The sequence below is a fragment of the Thiocystis violacea genome, assembly GCF_016583575.1.
Lineage (GTDB): Bacteria > Pseudomonadota > Gammaproteobacteria > Chromatiales > Chromatiaceae > Thiocystis > Thiocystis violacea.
Genome location: NZ_NRRG01000055.1, coordinates 22,895 through 30,673, shown reverse-complemented (window position 1 = coordinate 30,673; position 7,779 = coordinate 22,895). Strand labels below are relative to the sequence as shown.

Genomic DNA, 7,779 nt, shown 5'->3' with positions numbered 1-7,779 from the left:
AGGGAGGGAGGGAGCGGTATCGACCGGCGCGGCCCCCCTGTGCCGCGGAAGACGAGTCGAACGCGACGTCTTCGATTGGGCTGGGCCGCGGCCAGCCTCCGAAGGGAACAGGCGGCGGCGAACTGGTGCCCCAGCCGTGGCCGCCCGAGGTGAAGCGAGGCCGGTTCCGCTAGTTGTTTTGCGCGCCCTGGGTGATCCAGGTCTCGATCATGGCGATCTCTTGCTGGCTGAGCGGATCCTTGCCGTGCGGCATGCGGATGGAGGCATCCACCTCGCCGGCCACGAGCCGGTAAAGGCTGCTGGACAAGGAGTCGCCCGGAACGATGACCGGACCGAACTTAGTGCCCTTCATCAGACTGGCATGGGACTCGACCAGGAATCCGCTGGCCTCGTGGCCAGCCCCGCCGGGCAAATGACATTCGACGCAATGCTTGCTGATGATGGGCAGCACGTCCTGCTTGAAGCTCACATTCGATGGCTGGCCGCAACCCGTCAGCACCAGGGCGAGGGGCAGGGCAATAAGGGCTGTATGCGTCATGGTTTTTTTCATGGTTTCATCTCTCGCTGTGACAGAGAACAACTCGCTCGGCAAGTCTAGTCTAGGGGCTCGCGCTAGCGCCCAGCCATCCGCTTTCACATCTTCCCTAGCAGGCGTGTGGAAGGCAGATCGTCCGGCGGTAAACATAGCCCCAGTCGCACCTTCAAAACCATGAACGGGGCATCAGTTTTCGCGAAAAAATGTCGTGACGAGCCAATTGCAATCTCACGCCTGGGAACTAATCCCGACCAATTCACGCACTGGAGCGAAAGAGCGGCGGTGCTGAACGGTCGGTCCGAGCCTTCGCAGGGCCTCCAGATGGTCTCGGGTCGGATAGCCCTTGTGTTTGGCGAAGCCATAGCCGGGGAACTCCAGATCCAATCGCACCATGAAGCGATCGCGCGCGACCTTCGCCAGGATCGAGGCCGCACCGATGACCGGAACGCTCCCGTCACCGCCCACGATCGCCTCGGCGTCGACATCGAGATCCGGGCAGCGGTTGCCGTCGATGAGCACCCGGCCAGGCGTGACCTGGAGCGCGGCCACCGCACGGCGCATCGCCAGCATCGTCGCTTGCAGGATATTCAACCGATCGATCTCCCCGGCGCTGGCCCAGGCGATGGACCAGGCCAGGGCGCGCTCTCGGATCAGTCCATCCAGACGCTCCCGACGCGCCGGCGTGAGCTTCTTGGAGTCGGCGATCCCATCGATCCGGCGCGCCGGATCCAGAATCACCGCGGCAGCGCACACGGGGCCGGCCAATGGTCCGCGTCCGGCCTCGTCGACACCCGCGATCAGCAGAATCCCGCCGGCCATTGGCTAGGCGCGCCCGATCAGGGCCAGTACGGCGGTCGCGGCGGTCGCGGCCGCGTCCCGACGCAGTGTGCGATGGACGCGACCATACTCGGCCTGGATCCCGGCGACCCGCTCCGGGGCGTCCAGGAAGGCCATGAGGGCGGGGGCCAGGAGATCCGCGCGACAACGGTCCTGGAGAAATTCCGGTGCCAGGTCGCGGCCGATCAGCAGGTTGGCCATGGCGACATAGGGCACCTTCACCAGACCGAGTCCCTTGACCAGATGGTAGGTGAGAGGATGGACCCGATAGGCGACCACCATCGGACGCTTCAGCAGCAGGGTCTCCAGCGTGGCCGTTCCCGAGGCGGTGAGCACGACGTCGGCGGCGGCGATCGCGTCCCGAGCGCGCCCGTCCACCAGGGTCACGGGGAGCCCTGGGGCCAACCGCCGCAATTCGGCCTCGAAGAGGCCACGCAGCCGGGCGTTGACGAGAGGAACCACGAACCGCATGTCCGGCTCGCCCGCCAGGCACGACCGGGCCGTTTCGATGAAGGGCGCGGCAAGACGCCGCATCTCCCCGACGCGGCTCCCCGGCAGCAGGGCCATGACCCGGCATTCCAGGGGTAACCCGAGCGCGGCGCGCGCCTGTGAACGATCGACCTCCAGCGGGATTTCATCCGCGAGCGGATGACCCACGTAGGTCGCCGGCACACCATGTTCCCTGAGAAAGGCCTCCTCGAACGGAAAGATGCTCAGCATCAGATCCACCGCGCGGCGGATCCCCTTGACCCGTCCCGGCCGCCAGGCCCAAACGGTCGGACTGACCAGATGCACGGTCTTGATCCCCTGCCCGCGCAGCCGTCGCTCCAGGCCCAGATTGAAATCCGGCGCATCCACGCCGATGAAGACATGCGGACGATGTTCGAGAAAGTAGCGTCTCAATTGGCGTCGCAGCCCGAGCAGTTCGCGCAGATGGGCGAGCACCTCCGTGAGCCCCATGACCGACAGTCGCTCCATGTCGAACAGGGTCTCGCAACCGGCCTCCTGCATGCGTGGCCCGGCCACGCCGACGAAGCGCGCCCCTGGGATCCGGCGGCGAATCTCGCGCACGAGGGAAGCGCCGAGCAGATCGCCCGAGGCCTCGTTGGCGACGATACCGATGACGAGAGGGTCGGCCCCCTGGTTCATGATCTGGTGAGCCCTCCGTCGACCACTGGATCAGCGAATCAGCCCGCGACCGCTCTCGGTGATGAAATCGAGCAGAATCCGTAATTCGGGGGTGGTATCGGCCATCTCGCGGATGCGCGCCAAGGCCGCGTCCCGCTTCAGATTGGCCATGTAGAGCGCCCGATAGGCGCGCTTGATCGCCTGGATGGCTTCGGCGGCGAAACCGCGCCGACGCAATCCCTCGACATTGATGCCGTGAGGCTCGGCGGGATGACCGCCGACCATGAAATAGGGTGGCACATCCCTGGTCAGCACCGAACCCATGGCGCAGAAGCCATGAACCCCGATCCGGCAGAACTGATGCACGATGGTGAAGCCGCCGAGAATCGCCCAGTCCTGGATCTCGACATGGCCGCCGAGCGAGGCCGCGTTGGCCATGATGACCTCGTTGCCGATACGACAATCGTGGGCGACATGGGTGTAGGCCATGAAGAGATTGTCGTCGCCGATACGGGTGACGCCCTGGTCCTGGACCGTCCCGCGATGCAGGGTCGCGAATTCGCGGATCTGGTTGCGATCACCGATCTCCAGCCGGGTCGGCTCGCCGTCGTACTTCTTGTCCTGTGGATCCTCGCCCACGGAGGCGAACTGAAAGATACGGTTGTCCCGCCCGATCCGCATGGGTCCACGGAGCACGGCATGCGGCCCGATGCGCGTACCGGCGTCGATCCGCACGCCCGCCCCGATCACCGCGAAGGGGCCGACCTCGACGCTGGAGTCAAGCTCGGCGCCGGCGTCGACCAGGGCGGTCGGGTGGATCAAGCGTCGTAATCCCTGGCCGTGCACATGATCTCGGCCGTGGCGACCACCCGATCATCGACCCTGGCCTCGCCATCGAACTTCCAGATTCCCCGGCGCACGAGACCAAGCCGAACCTCCATGATCAGTTGATCGCCCGGCTCGACGGGTCGCTTGAAGCGCGCCTTATCGATGCCGACGAAATAGTAGAGCGACTTTTCACCGACCAGGTCCGGACGCGATGCCATCGCGAGCAATCCGGTCGCCTGAGCCATGGCCTCGACGATCAGGACACCCGGCATGACCGGTCTCACCGGGAAATGACCCGTGAAAAACGGCTCGTTGAAGGAGACGTTCTTGAGCGCGACCAGGTATTCGTTCACCTTGTAGTCGACGACCCTGTCGACCAGTAGGAACGGATAACGGTGCGGCAAGAGGCTCAACACCTTGTGAATATCCATCGTGCTCACGACGTCCTCCGCGCCCCCCTCGGGCCGACTGGATTCCGTGGGAACCGGATGCGAACCATCCATTAGGATTCCTCCCGCCCTTGTGTTTCATTCATGGTTGCGATCTTGGCTTCAAGTTGTTTGACTCGGCGCGTCAACTCATCCAGGTGTCTGAAACGCGCCACACTGCGTCGCCATTCCGCGCTTGGCATCGCTGGTATTCCGCTGCTGTAGTGACCGGCCTCCTTGAACGACCGGGTGACCATGGCCATGCCGGTGAAATGAACGTCATCGCCGATCTCAAGATGCCCCGCCATCCCCACCGCCCCGGCGACGGTGCAATTGCGCCCGATCCGCGTCGAGCCGGAAATGCCCGTATTGGCCGCCATGGCGGTGTTGTCGCCCACCACGACGTTGTGACCGATCTGGATCAGATTATCCAGTTTGACGCCATGTCCGATGCGCGTGTCACCGATCGCGCCGCGATCGACCGTGGTGTTGGCCCCGATCTCCACGTCGTCACCGAGGATCACCCGTCCGACCTGAGGAATGCGCATCCACCGCTCTCCCTCCCTGGCGAAACCAAAGCCATCGGAACCGATCACCGCGCCCGGATGGATCAAGGCCCGTCGGCCGATCTGGGTTCCGGCGCAGAGTGTGACCCGCGCGACCAGACGGCTATCCTCGCCAACCTCCGCCCCCTCTCCGAGGAGGCAGGCCGGCCCGATGAACACACGGGAACCAACCACCGCGCCCGCCTCCAGCACCGCCAGCGGCCCAATGCAAGCCGTGGGATCCACACGGGCGCCGGGATCGACCACGGCGGAAGGATGGATGCCCGCCACCACCGGGGGATCCGGGTGCAGGATACGCGCCGCCTTGGCGAAGGTCAGATAGGGATTGTCGCTGACCAGCACGCAAACCCTGGCGGCCTCGGCGTCGGACTCGGAGAGGATCACCGCTGCGGCCAGGGTCTCGGCCAGATAGGGACGATAGGCGGGATCGCCGAGAAACGTCAGGCTGCGAGGATCCGCGTTGGTCAGTTGGGCGACATGGGTCACCAGGACCGCGCCGTCACCCCGCAAAGGCACACCGAGACGGGCGGCGAGCTCTCCGAGACAGATCTCCAAGCGTTCAGCCTCCAGGCCGTGGGGCGTCAAGGCGCCGTTCGGAACGAACGCGGATCCAGGCGTGTCGCCGGACTCACTTCTTGTCGAATTCCTGTTTCAGGCGCTCGATGACGAGATCCGAGATATCGATCCGAGGATTGGCGTAGACCAGCCCCTCGCTGAGGATGAGGTCGATCTTCTGCTCCTTGGCCAGTTCGACGACGACCTCCTGAACCTGACGGCCAAGCTTGGTCCGCAACTCGCTCTGACGAAGGGCGAAATCGTCCTGGAATTCATCCTTTGCGTACTTGACCTTGCGGGTGCGACTGCGAATATCGTTCTGGAGACGCTGGATCTCGTTCTCGCTCATCAGCGAACCATCGCGCTCCAGTTGCCGTTGCAAGGCGGTGATCTGCTCCTGCTGATCGCGCAGATCCCGCTCTCGCTCCTCGACCTCCCGCTGCAAGGCATCCCGAGCGGCTTCGTACTGCGGAGACTGCTCGACGACCCGATTCGGATCCACCACGGCGATGCGATAGTCGGCCGCGTCGAGCGTCTGCTGGAAAAGCGCCAGGAATAGACTCAGAAGCGGGACGGCAAGGGTCTTCACGCGCGACTCCAGGGATCAAAAGGTCTGACCGAATCCGAACTGGAACAACTGGGTATCATCGCCCTCCTTTTCATTGAGGGGGAAGGCCAGACTCACCGACAAGGCCCCGACCGGCGAGAGCCAGGTCACCGAGAGGCCGCTCGCGTAGCGCAGATCGCCCAGATCGAATTCGCCCGACGTCAGGAGATCCGAATCATAGGTCGACCAGACATTTCCGAAATCCAGGAAGGCACCGAGGCGCAGGGTCTTCTCGAACTGACCACCGACCGGCGCGGGGGCGAAGATCTCCATGCTGCCGGAGAACTTGAGATTGCCGCCGACGGGATCGTCGGTGCTGATTTCGCGCGGGCCCAGCGAGTTGGCCTTCCAGCCACGCACGGAACGCGGACCACCGGCGTAAAAATTCTCGAAGAAGGGCAGGTAGTCGCTGTCGCCATAACCGTCGCCATAGGCCAGGTTGCCGGTCATCGAAAAGACGAAACGCGAGGTCAGGGGAATATAGATCTGCTCCTCGTAATGGAGCTTGTAATACTGGAGGTCGCTCCCCGGAACGGTCAGCTCGGCGCGGGCGGTCCTCAGGCTACCGCGCGTCGGGAATATCGCCGTGTCCCGCGTATCGTTCGTGTAATCGGCCAGGAGGGCGAAATCGTGAAAGGTATTTCCATTTTCCTGCACGAACTGCTGGGCCAGATCGGATTCGCCCGCCGTGAAATCCGTGTACTGATAGTTGAAGCCGAGTCCCGCGCGGCTGGTATCCGTGATGGGCAGCCCGAACGTCATTCCGGCCACGCCGACATCGGTCGAATAATCCGCGCCGACCAGCTCGTCATAGTCGGTTTCCCGGTAGGACAGGTTGAAGCCGCGACTGATCCCATCGACCGTGTAGTAGGGATTGTTGTATCCCAGTTGGTAGAGCCGGGTCGCGGTGCTGGTGTTGAAGGCCACCGAGACACGCTTGCCGGTACCCAGGAAGTTGTTCTGGGTCACGCTGGCGTTGAGCAGGATACCCTGGGACTGCGAGAAGCCGACACCGGCGGCCAGATTGCCGGCGGGCTTTTCCTTGACCGTCACATCCACGTCCAGCTGATCGGCCGAACCGGGCACGGCGGGGGTCTCGATCGAGACATCCTCGAAATACCCCAGACGCTGGAGACGCTCGCGCGACTTGCGAACCAGATCGGTGGAGAACCAGGCGGTCTCCAACTGACGCATCTCGCGTCGCAACACCTCGTCGCGGGTCCGGGTATTGCCCTTCATATTGACCCGGCGCACATAGACGCGCTTGCCGGCGTCGACGAAGAAGGTCACGGCCACTTCACGGGCCTCTTCGTTGATCTCGGGGACGGTGTTGACGTTGGCGAAGGCGTAACCCTCGTCTCCGAGCAGACTGGAGATCCGCTCGGCACTCTCGGTGGTGGATTTGCGCGAGAAGAACTCCCCACGCTTGAGCTGAATCAGGGGAAACAACTGTTCCACGGGAACGGAGGGATCACCGGCCAGCTTGATGTCGCTCACACGGAAGGGCGAGCCTTCCTCGATGGTGACCGTGACATAGATTTCCTTCTTGTCGGGGCTGATCGAGACTTGGGTCGACTTGATGTCGAACTTGATATAGCCGCGATCGAGATAGAAGGAGCGCAGCGACTCCAGATCGCCCGCGAGCTTCTGCTTCGAATACTGGTCATTCTTGGCGTAGAAGGAATTCCAGCGCGTCGGCCCAAGCTCGAACTGCCTGCGCAGTTCATCGACCTCGAAGTCCTTGTTGCCGATGATATTGATCTGCTTGATACGAGCGGTCAGTCCCTCGATCACCTCGATGTTGATCGCGACCCGATTGCGCTCCAGCGGCGAGACGGTCGATTGGACCAGGACGCCGTACTTGCCGCGCGCGAAATACTGGCGCTCCAACTCCTGCTCGATCCGATCGAGCACGGAACGGTTGAACACCCGTCCTTCCTTGAGACCGATATCCGCCAGGGCCGCGTCCAGCGCCTTGGTTTCGATATCCTTGTTACCGCTGATCTTGATCTCGGCGATGGCGGGACGCTCGCGGACCCAGATCACCAGCACACTGCCGTCGCGCTCGACCCTGACATCGTCGAAGAAACCGGTCTGGTAGAGCGAGCGGATGATGCCGCCCGTGACGTCGTCGCCAACGGTATCGCCGACCTGCACGGGCAGATAGTTGAAAACCGTGCCGGGCGCGATTCGCTGTAACCCCTCGACCCGAATATCGGAGACCTGAAACACCTCGGCGAGGGCCGAGAGGTGGGCCATTGACAGCAGGGCGCCTAACAAGAGCGCTTGCCATGC

The 7,779-nt window shown here is 63.4% G+C and carries 8 protein-coding genes; all 8 read right to left on the bottom strand.

Translation table 11 applies throughout. The annotated features are described in order from the left end of the window. Positions 1–169: 169 nt before the first annotated feature. Positions 170–538, bottom strand: coding sequence for a c-type cytochrome domain-containing protein (locus tag CKO27_RS19785; protein WP_242471020.1), 369 nt, complete (start codon positions 536–538; stop codon positions 170–172). A gap of 225 nt (positions 539–763) precedes the next feature. Further along, complete coding sequence (rnhB, locus tag CKO27_RS19780) at positions 764–1,354, bottom strand: ribonuclease HII (RefSeq protein ID WP_200376644.1); 591 nt, start codon at positions 1,352–1,354, stop codon at positions 764–766. A 3-nt stretch (positions 1,355–1,357) separates the two neighbouring features. Then, the gene (lpxB, locus tag CKO27_RS19775) at positions 1,358–2,521 is read right to left on the bottom strand and encodes a lipid-A-disaccharide synthase (protein WP_200376643.1); all 1,164 of its coding nucleotides are present in this window, start codon (positions 2,519–2,521) and stop codon (positions 1,358–1,360) included. Between the two features lie 30 nt (positions 2,522–2,551). After that, a complete protein-coding gene (gene lpxA, locus CKO27_RS19770; protein WP_200376642.1) occupies positions 2,552–3,322 on the bottom strand; it encodes an acyl-ACP--UDP-N-acetylglucosamine O-acyltransferase in 771 nt (256 codons plus the stop codon). After that, the gene (gene fabZ, locus CKO27_RS19765; RefSeq protein WP_200376641.1) at positions 3,319–3,831 is read right to left on the bottom strand and encodes a 3-hydroxyacyl-ACP dehydratase FabZ; all 513 of its coding nucleotides are present in this window, start codon (positions 3,829–3,831) and stop codon (positions 3,319–3,321) included. The genes lpxA and fabZ overlap by 4 nt, the downstream gene beginning before the upstream one ends. Then, positions 3,831–4,877, bottom strand: a complete 1,047-nt coding sequence (gene lpxD, locus CKO27_RS19760) for a UDP-3-O-(3-hydroxymyristoyl)glucosamine N-acyltransferase (protein ID WP_200376640.1) — start codon at positions 4,875–4,877, stop codon at positions 3,831–3,833. The genes fabZ and lpxD overlap by 1 nt, the downstream gene beginning before the upstream one ends. Before the next feature lie 73 nt (positions 4,878–4,950). Beyond that, positions 4,951–5,466 (bottom strand): OmpH/Skp family outer membrane protein, encoded by a 516-nt coding sequence (locus CKO27_RS19755; RefSeq protein ID WP_200376639.1) that lies wholly within the window; start codon positions 5,464–5,466, stop codon positions 4,951–4,953. A gap of 15 nt (positions 5,467–5,481) precedes the next feature. After that, positions 5,482–7,743 carry an outer membrane protein assembly factor BamA gene (gene bamA, locus CKO27_RS19750; protein ID WP_242471019.1) on the bottom strand — a complete coding sequence of 754 codons (2,262 nt, stop codon included), beginning with the start codon at positions 7,741–7,743 and terminating at the stop codon, positions 5,482–5,484. Between the last annotated feature and the right edge of the window lie 36 nt (positions 7,744–7,779).